14 protein-coding genes and 1 riboswitch are annotated in these 16,953 nt (G+C 66.7%); of the genes, 6 read left to right on the forward strand and 8 right to left on the reverse strand.

What is annotated here, in order from left to right:
* Window positions 1-19: 19 nt before the first annotated feature.
* Window positions 20-162, reverse strand: a riboswitch (adenosylcobalamin (AdoCbl) riboswitch).
* Window positions 163-251: 89 nt separating this feature from the next.
* The 6 genes from Mrose_RS03945 to hisS form a co-directional block, all read right to left on the reverse strand.
* Window positions 252-1,079: a serine hydrolase gene (locus Mrose_RS03945; RefSeq protein WP_245969537.1), complete on the reverse strand. Its 828-nt coding sequence runs from the start codon at window positions 1,077-1,079 to the stop codon at window positions 252-254.
* A 3-nt stretch (window positions 1,080-1,082) separates the two neighbouring features.
* Window positions 1,083-1,880, reverse strand: a complete 798-nt coding sequence (locus Mrose_RS03950) for an HAD family hydrolase (protein ID WP_119276130.1) — start codon at window positions 1,878-1,880, stop codon at window positions 1,083-1,085.
* Entirely contained in the window at window positions 1,877-2,695 is an 819-nt protein-coding gene (locus Mrose_RS03955; protein ID WP_119276151.1) for a Cof-type HAD-IIB family hydrolase, read from the reverse strand. The genes Mrose_RS03950 and Mrose_RS03955 overlap by 4 nt, the downstream gene beginning before the upstream one ends.
* A gap of 16 nt (window positions 2,696-2,711) precedes the next feature.
* A complete protein-coding gene (locus Mrose_RS03960) occupies window positions 2,712-3,617 on the reverse strand; it encodes a PhzF family phenazine biosynthesis protein (RefSeq protein WP_119276131.1) in 906 nt (301 codons plus the stop codon).
* Window positions 3,610-5,355, reverse strand: coding sequence for an aspartate--tRNA ligase (aspS, locus tag Mrose_RS03965; RefSeq protein ID WP_119276132.1), 1,746 nt, complete (start codon window positions 5,353-5,355; stop codon window positions 3,610-3,612). The genes Mrose_RS03960 and aspS overlap by 8 nt, the downstream gene beginning before the upstream one ends.
* A 113-nt stretch (window positions 5,356-5,468) precedes the next feature.
* Window positions 5,469-6,740: a histidine--tRNA ligase gene (gene hisS / locus Mrose_RS03970; RefSeq protein WP_119276133.1), complete on the reverse strand. Its 1,272-nt coding sequence runs from the start codon at window positions 6,738-6,740 to the stop codon at window positions 5,469-5,471.
* A gap of 293 nt (window positions 6,741-7,033) precedes the next feature.
* On the opposite strand from hisS, the gene Mrose_RS03975 reads away from it, so the two are divergent.
* The 3 genes from Mrose_RS03975 to Mrose_RS03985 all read left to right on the forward strand — a co-directional run bounded on the left by Mrose_RS03975 (window position 7,034) and on the right by Mrose_RS03985 (window position 10,895).
* The gene (locus Mrose_RS03975) at window positions 7,034-8,758 is read left to right on the forward strand and encodes an ABC transporter substrate-binding protein (RefSeq protein ID WP_119276134.1); all 1,725 of its coding nucleotides are present in this window, start codon (window positions 7,034-7,036) and stop codon (window positions 8,756-8,758) included.
* A gap of 68 nt (window positions 8,759-8,826) precedes the next feature.
* A complete protein-coding gene (locus Mrose_RS03980) occupies window positions 8,827-9,855 on the forward strand; it encodes an ABC transporter permease (protein WP_182482663.1) in 1,029 nt (342 codons plus the stop codon).
* On the forward strand, window positions 9,855-10,895 hold the full coding sequence (locus tag Mrose_RS03985) for an ABC transporter permease (protein ID WP_119276136.1): 1,041 nt from the start codon (window positions 9,855-9,857) through the stop codon (window positions 10,893-10,895). Before Mrose_RS03980 ends, Mrose_RS03985 begins: the two co-directional genes overlap by 1 nt.
* Window positions 10,896-10,958: 63 nt before the next feature.
* Here Mrose_RS03985 and Mrose_RS03990 read toward each other — a convergent pair whose 3' ends face one another.
* The gene (locus Mrose_RS03990) at window positions 10,959-11,318 is read right to left on the reverse strand and encodes a hypothetical protein (protein WP_245969539.1); all 360 of its coding nucleotides are present in this window, start codon (window positions 11,316-11,318) and stop codon (window positions 10,959-10,961) included.
* Window positions 11,319-11,461: 143 nt separating this feature from the next.
* On the opposite strand from Mrose_RS03990, the gene Mrose_RS03995 reads away from it, so the two are divergent.
* The 3 genes from Mrose_RS03995 (at window position 11,462) to Mrose_RS04005 (ending at window position 15,145) form a co-directional block, all read left to right on the forward strand.
* On the forward strand, window positions 11,462-13,618 hold the full coding sequence (locus Mrose_RS03995; protein ID WP_245969541.1) for a heavy metal translocating P-type ATPase: 2,157 nt from the start codon (window positions 11,462-11,464) through the stop codon (window positions 13,616-13,618).
* Window positions 13,619-13,668: 50 nt separating this feature from the next.
* A complete protein-coding gene (locus Mrose_RS04000) occupies window positions 13,669-14,049 on the forward strand; it encodes an ArsR/SmtB family transcription factor (RefSeq protein WP_119276139.1) in 381 nt (126 codons plus the stop codon).
* A 64-nt stretch (window positions 14,050-14,113) separates the two neighbouring features.
* Complete coding sequence (locus Mrose_RS04005) at window positions 14,114-15,145, forward strand: tyrosine-type recombinase/integrase (protein ID WP_119276140.1); 1,032 nt, start codon at window positions 14,114-14,116, stop codon at window positions 15,143-15,145.
* Between the two features lie 61 nt (window positions 15,146-15,206).
* Here Mrose_RS04005 and Mrose_RS04010 read toward each other — a convergent pair whose 3' ends face one another.
* Window positions 15,207-16,952: an NAD-dependent malic enzyme gene (locus Mrose_RS04010; RefSeq protein WP_119276141.1), complete on the reverse strand. Its 1,746-nt coding sequence runs from the start codon at window positions 16,950-16,952 to the stop codon at window positions 15,207-15,209.
* Between the last annotated feature and the right edge of the window lies 1 nt (window position 16,953).

Here is a 16,953-nt window from a genome sequence, read left to right on the forward strand (position 1 = left end):
AGGGGAGTTTCACCTTTACCATCCTTTCCGCCCCTGACGCGGGGGCGAGGGATTAGGACTTGGGCAGGCGACCGGACTCGTGGACTGGGCCACATCACCGTTGCGCGACAGTGGCGGATTCGCACCGCACTTCCCCTGTTTCCAAGCCCAGAAACCACATCTTGTGGCTTCTGCGAATGAATCTACTATAGGTTGAGGTTTCTGTCTATAGTCGAGCAGGCTTCACCCGCAAGGGCGAGGGCTCGAGGAGCTTAGCTCAGGCGGTGCTGGTAGAGCACCGAGGCGATCTTGCCGATGAGCAGCACTGCCGGGTGGTCGGGGTGGAAGCGGGGGTCGAGCTCGGTCTCGGTGAGCACCACCAGCGAGTAGGCCAGGTTGTCTTTGGCCAGGATTCCCGCGTCGTGGCGGCATTGGCGGATTTCACCCGACTTGGAGTAGAGCTTGAAGGGGGCTTTGCCCTCCTCGAGGTCGTCGAGGTCGGCGGGCAAGTAGCGCAGGAAGAAGGTCATCTGCTGCCTCGAGAGGATCGAAAGCGCGGTCTGGGTGGCCTCCGGTGAGAGCAACTCGCCGTGCCACAACCGCTTGAGCAGCAGGCCCAGGTCCTCGGCGCTCACCGTGGAGGCCTCCCCCTTGACGCGCCGGGGGTCGGGGCGCTCGTCGGGCAGGGAGAGCATCCCCGCGCTGTAGGTGTTGCGCCAGCCCTGAGCCCGGTAGTAGGCGTTGAAGGGCTCCTTGTGTCCGAAGTAGTCCAGTACCACGTTGGTGGCGGTGTTGTCGCTGACGACGATCATCAGCGTGAGCAGGTCGAGCAGGGGCAAGGAGAGCCCCGGCGAGAGTTCCTTGAGCACCCCCGAGCCCCCGGCCACGGTCTCCGGCTTGACCTCCAGGCGCTTGCGCAGGTCGACCCCGGTGCTCAGGGCGTAGCACAGCATGGGCAGCTTGATGGTGCTGGCCGCCAGCACCCTCCAGTCGGGGTTGTGGGCGTAGTGCTCGTGGCTGTGCAGGTTCTCCAGCCAGATGCCCACCTTGCCGGGGAAGCGGTTGATGAGCTGTTGGATCTCAGCCCACATCGCAGGCATGGCTTACCTCCTCGCTAAGCACAGTCTAACCGCCTGGGCGAAGCCGCCCTCCTCGAGGTCGGACACCACCGCGCTGGCGGCCTCGCGAACGGGCTCCTCGGCGTTGCCCATGGCGATGCCCAGCCCCACCTGTTTTATGGCCTCGAGGTCGTTGAGGCTATCTCCGATCATCGCCACCTCCTCCATCGCCAGGCCGTAGCGCTCGGCCATCCAGCGCAGGGCGCTGGCCTTGGAGATGCCCTTGGGATCGGCCACCGCCACCACCTCGCCCTCACCCACCAGGTACTCCAGCCAATCCAGGCCCTCCACCGCCGTGATCGACTCGCGCAGGCCGCTCCAAAGCCGCCCGTCGAGGACGAAGACCCCGCCCACGCAGGGCTCGGCCAGCTCCAGCAGGTCGATGTGCCGGTAGCTCACCCCCATGCGCTCGGCGAAGCGGTGCAGCTCCCTGGGCGGGTTTTCGCTGTAAAGCCGTCCCGAGGCCCCCGAGACGTAGAAGGGCAAATCCTGCTCCCGCGAGTGCAGCACCATGCGGCGGTAGGTCGAGGGGGGCATGGCCACGCTGTGGACCAGCGTCGCTCCCTGGGCGATGAGGCTGCCGTTGCTGAAGGCATGGTAACCCTGGGGCTCCATCCTGAGGGCGTACTCCAGGCCGTAGCCCCCGAAAGGTCGCCCCGTGACCACTGCCAGGCGCACTTCCGCCGCCCTGGCTTCCTCCACCGCCTGCCAAGCCGAGGGGGGAACCCCCTGGCTCGGGTGGACGAAGGTCCAGTCCAGGTCGACGCCGATCAGGCGGATCATGCCTGGCCCTCAGAGGCGGAGGCTGCCCACTCCAGCGCCTGGGCTAGGCCACACTCCTCCACCCGACCCACCACCCGCTTCGAGCGCTCCTTCACCGACTGTGGGGCGTTGCCCATGGCGATGCCCAGCCCCGCGGCCAGGATCAGCTCGAGGTCGTTCTCCCCGTCCCCCACCATCGCGCACCGCTCCAGCCCCAGGCCGTAGCGCTCGGCCACCCAGCGGGCGGCGCTGAGCTTGGACACCCCGGCAGCCGTCACCGAGTTGAAGCCGATCCCCGGCACGCCGGGGCTGGTGGCCTCGTGGAGCTCGGCTCCCTCGATGCGCTGCACCTGGCTGCGCACCTCCTGCCATTGCCCTTCCAGGGGCGTGACGTACTGCACCCGGATCACCTCGCCAGGCGGCTGGTCCAGCGGGGCGACCTCCGCCATGAAGCCCAGCATCCGCTGGTGGGCCTCGAGGTCGGGGTGGCTTCGCTCGATGAAGAAGCCACCGTCGGCGGTGTACACCTCGAAGGGGATGGCGTATTTCCGGCTCAGCGCCAGCAACTCACGGTAAGCCTCCAGGGAGAGAGGGCTGGATTTGACCACCTGCCCGTTCCCCCCCACCACCACCGCTCCCGACTCGAAGATGTGCAGGCCCTCGGGGTCGATGCGTCGGGCGTACTCCAGGGCAAACCCCCGTCCGGGCCGCCCGGTGCAAAGCGCCAGGTGAATGCCCGCGGCCCTGGCCTTCTGCGTGGCCTCCCAGGCACATTCGGGCACGCCGCCCGGCCCGTAGAGCGTGCCGTCGACGTCGATGAGTACCAGCCTGATCATCTCGAGTTCCTCCAAGTCAGATTTCCAGAATCCCCGACTCCGCCAGCACCGCCCTCCCGCCGAAGAAAACCCGTTGCAATTCGCCGCTGGGGGCGTACTCCACCCGCACTTCGACCTGACCGGGTACCCCCAGCCTGTGTCCTTGCAGGATGGTGAGCTTGACCTCTCCCTCCCAGCGCGGCACCACCCCGGCCCTGGCCAACAAGGCCCCCAGCGCGGCGTTGGCTGAGCCGGTCACCGGGTCTTCAGGGATGCCCAGCAAGGGGGCGAAGTCGCGGGCGTAGAAGCTGCGCGGCCCCAGGGGGGCATAGGTGTGGACCGTCGCGACCTCCAGCGCCGCGCATAGCTCGCTCAGGCGCTCCATGTCGGGCTCGAGGTCGTCGAGCAGCCCCGGTGCCACGAAGGGCAAAAACAGCGACCACAGCCCGGTGAAGGCCACTCCGTAGGGCAGCCCCCGGTGTAGGTAGCGCTCGTTGGCACCCAGGGCCTCGGTGAACTCCTGGACCTGGCGCCACAGGGGAGGATCGCGAAAGCGGGGAGCCGGTCCCCGCACCACCGCCTTGGCCGGTTCGCCATTTTCGTAGACGATCTCCACCGGCAGCGTCTCGGAGACCGCCCGCAGGTAGAGCTTCTTGCTGCCCTCGGGCAGGCGGCCTTCGCGGACGAGGGTCAAAGCCAGCGCCACCGCGGCGTGACCGGCGAACTCCACCTCGCCCGAAGGCGTGTAGTAGCGCACTTCGAAGCTCATCCCCTCCCAGTCGGTGACGAAGGCCACCTGGGGCTGGTCCAGCCTGAGGGCCACCTGGCGCATCTGCGCCGCGCTCATGCCCCGAGCGTCGAGCACCAGGGCGATGCGGTTGCCGGCCCCTGGCGTTTCGGCGAAGGCGTCCACCAGCAGATAGGGGAGACCGGATCTAGCCATTGGGGGTCCTCAGGGCGATGCCCAACTCGGCGAGCTGAGCCTCGGACACCGGGCTGGGGGCCTCGGTCAGCGGGTCGCGGCCCTCCTTGTTCTTGGGGAAGGCGATGACCTCGCGGATGGAGTCCTCTCCCGCCATGTTGGCCACCCAGCGGTCCAACCCCCAGGCGATGCCACCGTGGGGTGGGGCTCCGTAGGAGAGGGCCTCGAGCAGGAAGCCGAATTTCTCCTGCGCCTCTTCGGGCCCGATGCCCAGCAGGGCGAACATCCGCTCCTGCAGCTCGCGCCGGTGGATGCGGATCGAGCCCCCGCCTACCTCCGCGCCGTTCATCACCAGGTCGTAGGCGTAGGCCCGCACCCGGCCGGGGTCGCGCTCGAGCAGCTCGAGGTCCTCGAGGTTGGGCGAGGTGAAGGGGTGGTGCATGTAAGTCCAGCGCCCGCCCTCCTCGTCCCACTCCAGCAGGGGGAAGTCCACCACCCACAAGAACCTGAAACCCTCGCCGATGAGCCCCAGGCGCTTGCCCAGCTCCAGCCGCACCGCCCCCAGGCTCTCCACGCTCTTGCGCCAGGGCCCCGCCACGAAAAGCACCGTCTGGCCCTCCTCCAGCCGCACCCGCTCCTTCAGCCCCTCCGGGATAAACCTGGCGATCCCGCCGCTGAAGGCCCCACCCTCGTAGCGGCTCCAGGCCAGCCCCGCTGCCCCCTTGCCTTTGGCGATGGCCTCGAGTTCTTCGATCTCCCGGCGGGAGAGCAGGGCAGGGGCTACCAGCGCCTTGACCACCTCCGCGTCGGCGAAGGCGCGGAACTCCCCGCCTCTGAACAGCTCGCTCACGTCGGCTAGCTCCAGCCCGAAGCGCAGGTCGGGTTTATCCGAGCCGTAACAGTTCATGGCCTGGGCATAGCTCATGCGGGGGAAGGGGATGGGGAGCTCGAGCCCCAGTGTTTCCTTGAACACATAAGCCGCCAGGCGCTCGTTGAGCTCGAGGATGTCGTCTTGCTCCACGAAGGACATCTCTAGGTCGAGCTGGGTGAAGTCGGGCTGGCGGTCGGCCCGCAGGTCCTCGTCGCGGAAGCAGCGGGCGATCTGGAAATAGCGGTCAAAGCCCGCCACCATCAACATCTGCTTGAAGAGCTGGGGCGACTGGGGCAGGGCGTAGAACTGCCCTGGCTGCAGACGGCTGGGCACCAGGAAGTCCCGGGCCCCCTCGGGTGTGGAACGCGTCAGGAAGGGGGTTTCCACGCTGATAAAGCCCTCCTGGTCGAGGAATCGGTAGATCGCCGCCACTACCTTGTGCCGCAAGCGCAGGTTGCGCTGCAGAGTGCGGCGGCGCAGGTCCACCACCCGGTGGCGCATGCGGATTTCCTCGGAAACGACCTGGTCCTGCTCGCCCCGCCAGCCCGCGTCGATGGGGAAGGGGGGGGTTCTGGCCTCGGCCAGCACCTCGAGCCCCTCCGCTACTACCTCCACCTCGCCGGAGGCGATCTTGGCGTTCACCTGCTCGGCGGGCCGGGCCCGCACGATACCCGTGACCCGCACCACCCACTCCGAGCGCACCCGGTTAGCCTGGGCGTAAGCCGGGCTCTCCGGCTGGACCACTACCTGCACGAGACCCTCCCGGTCGCGCAGGTCGATGAAGATCAGGCCGCCTAGGTCGCGTCGTCGGTTGACCCAGCCCTCCAGGACTACCTGCTCGTTGATGTTCGACGTGTTGACGTTGCCGCAGTAGTGCGTCCGGCGCATGGTGAATAGTTTACCGTTCAAAGCGCTACCGTGAGTTTGGTGTTGGAGCAGATAGGATTTTCACGAGTGAGATTTATCGTGAATCTAATCACTTACTACGACCCCGACCCACCTCAAGCCAGGTGCCCAGCCAGTTCAGCAGGGGAGACCTCAACCTGTGTGCCGCTGTGCAGGTTCTTCAGCGTCACCACCCCCCGCTGCCGCTCGCCCTCACCCAAAAACGCCGCGAAACGAGCCGCCTTCTTGAGCGCCTCCTCGAGCCCCTTGCGCGGGTTCTTGGGGGCATAGGCCATCTCGACCCGGAAGCGGGGCCGCAGCCCCTGGGCTATCTGCAACGCCTCGAGCAAGGCTGCCTCGTCGAGGGGCACCAGGTAGAGGTCGGGCGCAGGATCGGCAGGGATCTGCACCCGCTCCTCCTCCAGCGCCAGCGCTGCCCGCTCGACGCCGATGCCAAAGCCCACCCCCGGCACCCTCGGCCCGCCCAGCATCTCCGAAAGCCCGTCGTAGCGGCCCCCGCCGCCCAGGGCCGACTTGGCCCCGATGCGGCTGTGGTGGATTTCCCAGGCCGTGCGCACGTAATAGTCGAGCCCGCGCACGATGCTGGGGTCGATGCTGAAGGATACCCCGAGCTTCTCGAGATACCCCGCCACCCGCTCGTGGAAGGCCCTGGCCTCGGGGCCCAGAAACTCCAGCATTGGCTTGACCCCGACCTCGGCCACGATGCGCTGGTCGGCCTCACTTTTGGAGTCGAGGATGCGCATGGGGTTAGACTCCAGCCGCACCCTCGAGTCCTCCGAGAGCGCTTGGGCATAGGGGCGGAACAGCCCGCGCAGGTAGTCGTTGTAGCGTACCCGATCTTCCGGGTCGCCCACCGAGCCCAGCTTGACCTCGAGGCCCTTCAGCCCCAGCTCCCGGTAGATTTGCACCATCAGCGCGATGGCTTCGGCGTCTACGAGGGGGTCGGCGGAGCCCAGGGCTTCATAGTCGACCTGGTGGAACTGCTTGTAGCGTCCTCGCTGGTGGCGCTCGGCGCGGAACATGGGCCCCCAGGTGAACAGCCGCACCGGCTGGGGCCAGACCTTCATGCCGTGCTGGTTGTAAGCCCGCACGATCGAGGCGGTGGGCTCGGGGCGCAGGCCCAGCACCCGTCCGCCCCGGTCCTCGAGGGTGTACATCTCCTTTTTGACCACGATGTCCGAGGTGACCCCCACCCCCTTCTGCAGCACCTCGGCGTACTCGAAGATGGGGGTGTAGATCATCTGGGCCCCGCTCGAGCGCAGCACCCGCTCAGCCGTTTGAATGATGTAGCGGAAGACCGGCTCGCGGAAGGGGTATTCCTTGCTCTGGGCGAAGATGTCGTTGGTGCCGGGAACCGAAGTCAGCATGAGCGCCATTCTAGCACCGCGAGCAGGCCTTGCTGGACGGCTCTGGATGGGACTGGGCTGAAGATTGGCCCAGGTCCCGCTCAAGCCGGGTCCTCATTCTGGAATTGTCGTCCTGGTGGGGCCAATCCCAACAAGCATCCACCAAACGGTGGAAATTGCATTCAGTCAAACTTGCTGTTAGGCTTAGCCCGTGCCTGGATACCAGATGCAAACGGACCTGCTGGGGTCCAGGTGTTCGTGTAGCGGATAGCGACCAATTCCCGTCGCCATCCCCCTAAAAAATGGAGGCACGTATGCGAAAAACCCTTCTGGCCGGTGCCCTGGCCCTCGCTGCGGGAGCAGCGTTGGCCGCGGTGCCCAACAACACCCTGCTGATCATGACCAGCGCCGACATCTCGACCCTCGACCCCGCCATGGTCTACGACACCGCTTCGGGCGAGATCGCCGAGAACATCTACGAAACCCTGGTGACCTACAAGGGCCGCAGCGTGTCCGAGCTCGAGGGCCTGCTGGCGACTTCCTGGAACATCTCGCCTGACGGCAAGACCTACACCTTTACCCTGCGCAAGGGCGTAAAGTTCCACTCCGGCAACGAGTTCACCTGCGCCGACGCCGAGTACAGCCTGCGCCGCAACCTGGTCACCAACAACCACGACTCGGGTAACTGGTTCATCGCCGAGAGCCTGCTGGGCACCTCCGGCAACGCCGCCGACGACCCCCAGGCCGTGACCTGGGCCCGGATCTCCAACGCCGTGAAGTGCAACGCCCAGGGCCAGCTCGTGCTCACCCTCCCGGCCCGCGACCCTGCACTGCTGGTCAAGCTGGCCTACACCGGCCAGGCCATCGTCGATAAGAAACACGCCATCTCCATCGGTGAATGGGACGGCACCGAGGCCACCTGGAAGCAGTGGGTGGGCAAGGACCTCAACGACTCCAACCTCTCCAAGCGTCCCAGCGGCACCGGCGCTTACCAGCTCGTGCGCCGCGACTCGGCCAACATCGTGCTGCGGGCCTTCGACGGCTACTGGGGCGGCAAGCCCAAGCTCGAGAACGTCATCGTGCAGATCGTGGGCGAGCAGGCCACCCGCCTCGAGGCCCTCAAGAAGGGCGACGCTGACTTCGTGGAGACCGGTGGCCGCCCGGCTCTCTCCCAGCTGCAGGGCGTGCCCGGCATCAAGATCTTCGACGGCATTCCCAACAACTCCGCCAGTGCCATCTTCATGAACGAGAACATCAAGGACCCCGCGGTCCTGGGCTCGGGCAAGCTGGATGGCAAGGGCATCCCGGCCAACTTCTTCGCCGACGTCAACGTACGCAAAGCCTTCTCCTACTCCTTCGACTACGACCGCTACATCAAGGAAGTGCAGCTGGGTAAGGGCACCAAGCGCACCATGCTGCTGCCCGACAGCTTCTTCGGCTACGACCCCAAGGTCAAGACCTACACCTACGACCCCAAGCAGGCCGCGGCCTTCTTCCGCAAGGCCTTCGGGGGCCAGCTCTGGCAAAATGGCTTCGTGCTGCGGGCCAGCTACCGCGCCAACTCGGTCCCCTCGCAGACTGCGATGGAGATCCTCAAGACCAACATCGAGAAGCTCAACCCCAAGTTCAAGGTCGAGCTCCAGCCCAAGCCCTGGTCTGAGTTCCTCCGCTCCAGCCGCGAGGGCAAGGAAGCCATGATCCTCATCGGCTGGGCTCCCGACTACGCCGACCCGGACAACTTCCTCTACACCTTCTACCACTCCAACGGCTTCTACAACCCCCGCGCCAACTTCAAGGACGCGCTGCTCGACAAGCTGCTCGACCAAGCCCGCCAAACCATCGACCCGGCCAAGCGCAAGGCGCTGTACAGCCAGGTTGGGCAGCGGGCTTACGAGCAGGCCTACTACATCCTGATGCCCGCAGGCATCGGCTTCGTGGCCTACCAGGACCGGGTGAAGGGCCTGGAGGAGAACTTCAACATCATGTTCTCCGGCATCACCGGCAACTACTGGAGGGTCCTCAGCAAGGCTGGTCTGTAATACCCTCCTGGCCCCGCGTCCTGCTGGCGCGGGGCCACTTTTCCACTTTTTCGACTGAGGAACATTGGATGACCGCTTTTATCCTTCGTCGTTTGATGGCTTTGCCGCTGGTGCTTTTGGCCCTTTCGCTGGCCATCGTGGGGTTGTTGCAGACCCTCTCCCCAGCCGAGCGGGCGGCGGCCTTCGTCACCAACGAAAACCAGTTGCGCAACCTCGAGGCCATCATCCGGGAAAAGGGGCTCGACCAGCCCTTCCACGTTCAATACTGGAACTGGCTGCGTGAGGTGCTGCGAGGGAACCTGGGCTTTTCCAAGGCTTCCAACCAGCCAGTATTCGAGACCATCGCCGAGCGTTTCCCGGCCACCGTGGAGCTGACCCTCTTTTCCCTCTTTCCCATCCTGGGCTTTGGCATCTGGCTGGGAACGAGGGCCGGGCTCAACAAGGACCGTTTCATCGACCAGTTCACCCGGGTCTTCACGGTGATCACCAACAACATCCCCACCTTCGTGCTGGGCATCATCCTGCTGGTGATCTTCTACGGCCTGCTGGGCCTCGCGCCCGGCCCCGGCCAGGTGTCGCCCGAAAACCAGGTCAACCTCATCATCAACCCGATCCCGCGGGTCACCGGCATGCTCAGCATCGACGCGCTGCTGGCGGGCAACTGGGCGGTGTTCTGGGACGTGTTGCACCACATGTTCCTGCCGGTGATCACCCTTTCCACCGTGATCACCGCGGGCATGATCAAGGTCATGCGCTCGAGCCTCATCGAGGTGCTCTCGCAGGACTACGTGCGCACCGCGCGGGCCAAGGGATTGCCCGAGCGCACCGTCAACCTCAAGCACGCCCGCCGCAACGCGCTCATCCCCGTGGCCACCATCGGCGGCTTCGTGGTGCTGGGGCTGCTGTCGGGGGCGCTGTTCACCGAAACCATCTTCGCCTGGCCGGGCATCGGGAGCTGGGGGGCCGAGACCGCCACCCGCTTCGACGTGCCGGGCCTGCTGGGTTTTGCCCTGCTGAGCGGAATCCTGACGGTGCTCGCCAACCTGGCGGTCGATATCATCTACGCCCTGATCGATCCGAGAGTGAGGTTTGATTGATGAGCGCTGTGTCTGCCGCCCCAAGCGCCGTACAGCGCGAAGGCTTTTGGAACTCGAGGGTCATGCGGCGCTTCCGCCGCAACCGCCTGGCGGTCTTCGGCTTCTTCCTGGTGTGCATGTTCTTGCTGGTGGCCCTGTTCGCCCCCCTGCTGGCGCCTCCGCCCCCCGTGGGCAACAACTGCCTGCGCGACGTGGGCGCCGCCACCACCGCCGAGGCCATCACCCCCACCAGCAGCAGCTTCTGGCGACTGATGTTCGCCGCGCCCGCCAGTTGCTACCAGATCGCCCGCATCAACTTCAGCCAGATCCCCTCGCCGCCCCTGAAGCCCATCCAGACCGAGGTCGGGGAGGTGCGCCCCCTCTTCGGCACCAGCAGCGGCTATGACGTGTGGTACGGCATCGTCTGGGGAACGCGCACCGCGCTGAAGCTGGCCGTCACCGTGGTGTTCTTCCAACTGCTCATCGGGATCACCCTGGGGGCGGTATCCGGCTACTTCGGCGGCTGGATCGACAACCTCATCCAGCGCCTGATCGACGTGATCTTCGCTTTCCCCAGCCTGATCCTGGTGATCGTGATCACCTCCTTGTTGGGGAAGAGCCTGAGCTACATCATCTTGGCCTTCGTGCTGGTGGGCTGGGCAGGTTATGCCCGCATCATGCGCGGGGAGGTACTCAAGACGCGCGCGCTGGAGTTCGTGGATGGAGCCAGGGCCCTGGGGGCCAGCGACTGGCGCATCATCTTCCGCCACGTCATCCCCAACTCCCTCACCGCCATCACCGTCATCGCGGTGCTCGACCTGGGGGCCATCCCGCTGACGGCGGCGGCCCTGTCCTTCCTGGGCATCGGCTTGCCGCCGGGCTACACCGACTGGGGGCAGCTCATCAGCTTCGCCCGCGCCTGGATTCAGGGAACGGCGGAGAACCGGCTGGAGTACTGGTACGTGTCCTTTTTCCCGGCCATCACCATCATCCTCTTCGGCCTGGGGTGGAACCTGCTGGGCGATGCCCTGCGCGATGCGCTCGACCCGCGCGAGCGCTGAGCCCTGATTAAACGAGGCCTCCCGGCAGTTCCCGGGAGGTTTTGCGCTATGGAGAGGGCACCTTCAGCCCGGCAGGGTGATGAAGGTGGGGTTGGGCGCGGCCATGGCCTCTTCCTGCTCCACCTTGCTCACCACAGCCTCGGCCCCGGTTCCCAGCGCCTTGATCAGGCGCTCGCGGCTCACCCGGCGACCCTCGAGCACGTAGGTATAGCCGTGGCGGTGAAAGGTGATGACGAAGGGCAGGCCGTTGTGGTAGCGCAGCACGGTGTTGTTTTTCCGTGCCAGCCTGGACATCCGACTGATCGCCCTGACCCTGGCGTAAGCCCTGCGCTGGTAGCTCCTGGGGGCCACGAAGCTGACGAAGAGCAGCGCCATCACCACAGCTGAGGCGATCACTAAAGGGGCTGCGACTTCAGGCGTCATAGCTCGAAGTATAAGAGTCGCTGTAGAGCCCGGTCGGGCTGGCTTAAAGAGAGGTTAAGTCAGTCCGATGGGGGAGCAACGGTTGAATAAGTGCTCAGATGTTGCTAGACTACGGTTGAGCAGTTGTTCAGATGAGGAACCCCATGACCTTCTCCTATCCCCTCCAGCAGATCCTCCCCAGCGCCGAGCACTGCCCGAGCTGTCGCGAGTTGCTCGAGCGGGCCCTGCGCGAGTTGCCGGGCGTGACGACTGGCTGGCTTGAGGGCACCGAGGTGCGCCTGGAAGCCGCCCGTGACCCCCAGGCCGAGCTTTCTCGAGCGATCGAGCGCATCCGGGCGCGGCGGGCCCACGGTGTCGAGGGGATGCGCTGCGCCGGCTGTACCCGGACGGTGGAGGCTGCCTTCCGCGAGCACCACTCCCACGCCGAGGAGCACGCCCAGGGTAGACCCTGGCACGCCACCCACCAGGGCCGCGCGGTGCTCCTCAGCGCTGCGCTGCTCGCGCTGGCCTGGGGCTTTGGCCACCTCGAGCCCCAGCTCTCCCAGTGGGGCTACGTGGCCGCCACCCTCATCGGCGGTGGGCCCTTTGCGCTCAAGGCCTACCGGGCAGCCAGGAAGGGCAACCCCTTCAGCATCAACACCCTGGTGAGCGTGGCAGCAGGGGGAGCCATCCTCATCGGCGAAGCGACCGAGGCCGCCGTGGTGGTGTTCCTGTTCGCGCTCGGCGAGCTGCTGGAAGGTGTGGCGGCGGGCCGGGCCAGGGCAGGCATCCGCGCCCTGGCCGCCATAACCCCCCGGACCGCGCTCCTCGTCCACGAAGCGGGCCACACCCTCGAGGTTCCGATAGAGCGCTTGAGGATCGGCCAGGTCGTGCTGGTCCCTCCGGGCAGCCGCCTTCCCGCCGATGGGACCGTCCTCAGCGGCCACTCCGCCCTGGACGAATCGCCCCTCACCGGTGAGTCGCTCCCGGTGAGCAAGGGCCCCGGCGACGCGGTCTTCACCGGCAGCATCAACACCGACGGGGTGCTTACGGTCAGGGTGGAGAGGGGAGCCCACGACAACACCATCGCCCGCATCCTCCACCTGGTGGAAAAAGCCCAGGGGTCCAGGGCTCCCACCCAGCGCTTTATCGATCGCTTCAGTCGCTTCTACACGCCCGCCGTGATGCTGCTCTCGCTGCTGGTGGCCACGCTTCCACCGCTGTTCTTCGCGGGGGCCTGGCAGGAGTGGGTCTACAAGGGGCTGGCCCTGCTCCTCATCGGCTGCCCCTGCGCCCTGCTGATCTCGGTGCCCGCCGCCATCACCTCGGGCATCTCAGCCGGAGCGCGCCGCGGCCTGCTCATCAAGGGTGGGGCGGTGCTCGAGGCCCTCGGCAGGGTGAGGACCGTCGCCTTCGACAAAACCGGGACCCTCACCCAGGGTCGGCCCAGGGTGAGCGACCTGGTCGGGCTGGGTATCTCTGAAGCCGAGCTGCTGGCCAGGGCGGCGGCGGTGGAGCGGGGCTCCTCGCACCCGCTGGCCAAAGCCATCCTGGAGCGAGCCGCCGAGGCTGGAGTGAGCGTGCCGGCCTCGAGCGGCCAGAAGGCGGTAGGGGGTAAGGCGGTCACGGCGGTGCTGGAAGGCCAGACCTACGCGGTGGGCTCGCCGCGCTACGCTGCCGAGCTCGCGCCCCTGCCCGACGACCTGCAGCGTTTGATCGAGCGCCTCGAGCAGCAGGGCAAGACCGTGGTGCTGTTGCTGCGCGAGGCCACTCCGCTGGGCCTGATCGCCACCCGCGACGAGGCCAGGGCCGAGGCCAGGCAGGCCCTGGGTGAACTCGAGGCGCTGGGCCTGCACAGGGTGATGCTCACCGGGGACAACCGGCGCGCCGCAGAGGCCATGGCCGGCGAGCTGGGCCTAGAGGTTCGGGCCGAACTTTTACCCCAGGACAAGCTGCGCCATATCGCCGAGCTCAAACAAAGGGGTAGCGTGGCCATGGTGGGCGACGGCATCAACGACGCGCCCGCCCTGGCTATGGCCGACGTGGGCATCGCCATGGGTTCGGGAACCGACGTGGCCCTCGAGACCGCCGACGCAGCCTTGCTGCATGGCTCGGTGAGGGGCGTGGCCGAGCTGGTGCGGCTTTCGCGGGCCACCGTGTTCAATATCCGCACGAACATCGCCATTGCCCTGGGCCTCAAAGCAGCTTTCCTGCTGAGCACCTTGCTGGGCGTCACCAACCTCTGGATGGCGATCCTGGCTGATACGGGAGCCACGGTGCTGGTCACGGCCAATGCGCTGCGGTTGCTGAGGTTTAGGTGAACCGTCGGCGAAAGACCCCATGAACATCAACGTATGATGAGGTTGTTCCTATGCCGTCCACGTCCACGCTTGACCGTGCCGCCGCCACCTGTGAGGAGCGGGGCCTCCACCCCGAGGCCCTCGAGCAAGCCCGCCAGGCCGTGCCCGACGAGGCCTGCGTAGAGCGGGCCAGCGGCCTGCTCAAGGCCGTATCCGACCCCACCCGGCTGCGCATCCTGGCCGCCCTGGCCGCTACCGAGCTGTGCGTGTGCGACCTGGCTGCCCTCACGGGCATCAGCGAGTCGGCGGTGAGCCATCAGCTCCGCCTGCTGCGGGAGGAGCGGCTGGTGAGCTTCCGCAAGGAAGGGCGTATGGCCTACTACCGCCTGAGCGACCACCACGTCACCGAGCTGATCCAGAGTGCGCTCGAGCATGCCCGGGAACCCGGCTGAATCGGCCCGGAAATGCCCATATTTCCCTTAAGGTAAATTAAGGGAAATATGCTATGCTGGAAAAATGGAGCTGGTTTCCCTGGCCAACTGGCACGACCCGGCCAAGCGACGCCTCGAGGCCATCCGGGCGGCCCACGAGCGCGATGAGGCGGGGCTGCTCGAGCTGCTCAGGACCTACCTGATCTTGAAGGGCCGCAAGCGGGCCGCGCTGAGCCCCAGGACCCTCGAGACCTACGAAGCTGGCGTGCGGGACTTCCTGGCCTGGGCTTGGCCGCCGGATTCGCCCGGTCCAAAGGTGCCGCTTCTCAAGTTGAGCGCCGATGACCTCGACCATTACGTAGCTGACTTGCAGACCCACGGCAGCCACCTCGAGCACCGGCCCCTCAAGCCCTCGAGCATCGCCACCTACCTGGCCAGCGTGCGCGCGCTGTACCGGGCGCTGGAATGGGCCGGCGCCGCCCAGTTGCCCCAGGGTGTGGCGGCGCCTCGAGACCCGACCCCGGCCTACGAGCGACGTCCGGCACTGCCACCGAAGCTGTACAGGGAGCTGCTGGCCCACCTCGACCCCTCCGAGCCCTCGCTGCAGCGCGACCGTGTGGCGGTCCGGCTGATGGCCGAGGCCGGGTTGCGCATAAGTGAGGTAGTTCACTTGCTGGTGTCCGATGTCCACCTGCCAGAGCGGCTGCTCGAGGTCAAGCGCGGCAAGGGCTCCAAGCAGCGCACCGTGCCCATCAGCACCTCGCTGTGCGCCGAGCTCGAGCGCTGGCTCAGAACACGGCTGGCCTACGCGGCAGCCGGCGAGTCGCGGGTGCTGGTCAACATGGGTGGGCGCAAGGCCCGGGGCCGGGGCATGACGGCCCGGATGCTGCGCGAGGTCATCAACGGGCACTACCGGGCCCTGGGCTTCCCCGAACGCTACCGGGGCGCCCACATGCTGCGCCACACCGCCGGGACTCGCTTCTACAAGGCCAGCCGCGACCTGCACGCCACGGCAAGGCTTCTGGGGCATACCAACCTCAACACCAGCGCCATCTACGCCAAGATGGACCTCGAGGGCCTCTTCGAGGTCGTGGATCGTATCGACGAGGGGGATTGAAGGGTGCGCCGCCCGCCGCCGGCGGCGGGCGGCAGTAGGCCACCCTGGCCAGGAGGCTGGATCAACAGCTTTTTGGGGTACCTGGGGATGAAACCCGGAACGGGAGGTACTCAGGCTGCCAGAAGCGCTCGCGCACGTAGGCCAGCAGCTGGTCTGGGTTCTTGTTCAGCACCCGCTCATCGCGAGCTAGCCCCTCCTGCACGGCCTGCTGGATCACCCGTACTGCCACCTGCTGGCTGACTTCGCGCAACACCTCCACCGGAGGGTAGATGCGCTGGGGGTGGTGCTGACGGGTGTAGTCGTGCAGGGCCAGCGCCGCCTCCAGCACCATCCCCTCTGAGACGACCCGGGCCTTGGCCAGCACCGCCGCAAAGCCCAGCCCTGGGAAGATGAAAGCGTTGTTGCCCTGGCCTACCGGGTAGCTCCTCCCCTGCCACTCCACCGCCGGGAAGGGGCTCCCAGCGGCCACCAGTGCCCGGCCCTCGCTCCAGCGGACCAGGTCCTCGGGCAGGGCCTCGGAGGAGCTGGTGGGGTTGGAGAGGGGGAAGATGACGGGCTGGGGAGTGTTCTTGAGCATGGCCTGGACCACTGGCTCGCTGAAGGCTTCGGCCTGGCCCGACAGGCCCAGCAGCACGCTGACCCTACCCCCCACCACGGTCTCGTAGAGGTTGGGCACGGTGCCGGCCACCGTCCAGCCCTGGAGGTCCTTGGGGTTGTGGGCGAAGCGCCGCTTGTACTCCTCCATCGGGCGGTTCTTGAGCAGCAGACCCTTGGAGTCGAGCACGTAGAGGCGTGACAGGGCCTCTTTCTCGCTCAGTCCCGCCCGCCGCAGCCCCTCCAACAGGGCCTGGGCCACTCCGATACCCCCCGCGCCGGCCCCAAAGACCAAGATCCGCTGGTCGTGCAGGCGCTCACCCTTAAGGCGGCAGGCCGAGAGCACCCCTGCCAGCGCTACTGCTCCGGTGCCCTGGATGTCGTCGTTGAAGGAGGGCAGCACCTCGCGGTAACGCTCGAGCACCGCAAATGCCGTGTCCTTGCCGAAGTCCTCCCACTGCATCACCGCGTTGGGGTAGCGCTGCTTGAAGGCGGCCACGAAGCGGTCCATGAAGGCGAAGTACTCCTCGCCCGCCAGCCGCCGGTGGTGCACCCCCAGGTACAGTGGGTCGGCCAGCAGTTCCTCGCGGTCAGTGCCCACGTCCAGCAGGACCGGGAGCACCTTGTCTGGCCCCAGCCCCCCGGCGGCGGTGTAGAGGTTGAGCTTGCCAATGGGGATGGCCAGACCGCCCACACCCTGGTCTCCGATGCCCAGGATGGCCGAGGAGTCGGTGGCCACCGCCAGGCGCACATCGTTGAGCGGGAGGTGCTGCAGGGCTTGCTGTACCTGCGCGATGTTGGCCGTCGAGGCCGTGAACCCTCGAGGGTAGCGGTAGGTGCGGGAGAACTGCCTCACCGCCTCCCCTACCGTAGGGGTGTAGAGGATGGGCAACATCTCCGCCAGGTGCTCGGTGACCAGGGCGTAGAACAGCACCTCGTTGCGGTCTTGCAACTCGCGCAGGAAGAGGTGCTTCTCCAGGTCGCTCGCGATCAGCCGGTAGCGACGGTAGTTGCGTTCCTTCTGCTCCTCCAGGGTGGTGACATGGGGCGGCAGCAGGCCCTCCAGGCCCAGCATCCAGCGCTCCTCGCGGGTGAAGGCGGTGCCCTTGTTGAGCAGGGGCAGACCCAGCAGCACAGCCCCGCTGACGGCGGGCTCGAGGTAGCGCTGCCCCTGCGCGTCACGGCACACGTCGTAGTAATGGCTGACCTTCATG

The sequence above is a fragment of the Calidithermus roseus genome (assembly GCF_003574095.1).
In the GTDB taxonomy this organism is placed as follows: domain Bacteria; phylum Deinococcota; class Deinococci; order Deinococcales; family Thermaceae; genus Calidithermus; species Calidithermus roseus.